This is a genomic window from Chrysanthemum yellows phytoplasma, assembly GCF_000803325.1.
Lineage (GTDB): Bacteria > Bacillota_I > Bacilli_A > Acholeplasmatales > Acholeplasmataceae > Phytoplasma > Phytoplasma asteris.
This window is the reverse complement of the sequence record NZ_JSWH01000203.1, coordinates 1-291: the sequence shown is the minus strand read 5'-3', so window position 1 is coordinate 291 and position 291 is coordinate 1. Positions and strand designations below refer to the sequence as shown.

Below are 291 nucleotides of genomic sequence, written 5' to 3'. Positions count from 1 at the left end.
AGAGTCTTTTTTTATTTAGAAAGGAATAATCAAATGAATCAATTAACTAATTTTCATTTCAACAACATTAATGTTTTTAACCACCAATCTTTGTGTGTTAACATCACTAAACAAATAATCCAACCATCTTTATTCAACAAACCATTTAACGAATATATGATAAAAACCCATAACCTTCTAAACGAATATCTTAATAATAAACAACACAATTCTCAAAGTCAAAAAGTAATCCGTGGTAAAATTAATGAATATTTCATTTTATATATTTTCAAAACAAAGGAATCATCAATT

At 23.7% G+C, this 291-nt stretch carries 1 pseudogene; it reads left to right on the top strand.

The features are described 5' to 3' along the window. Window positions 1-33: 33 nt before the first annotated feature. Window positions 34-291 (top strand): annotated as a pseudogene (locus OL66_RS03200) (hypothetical protein); the annotation flags it as partial.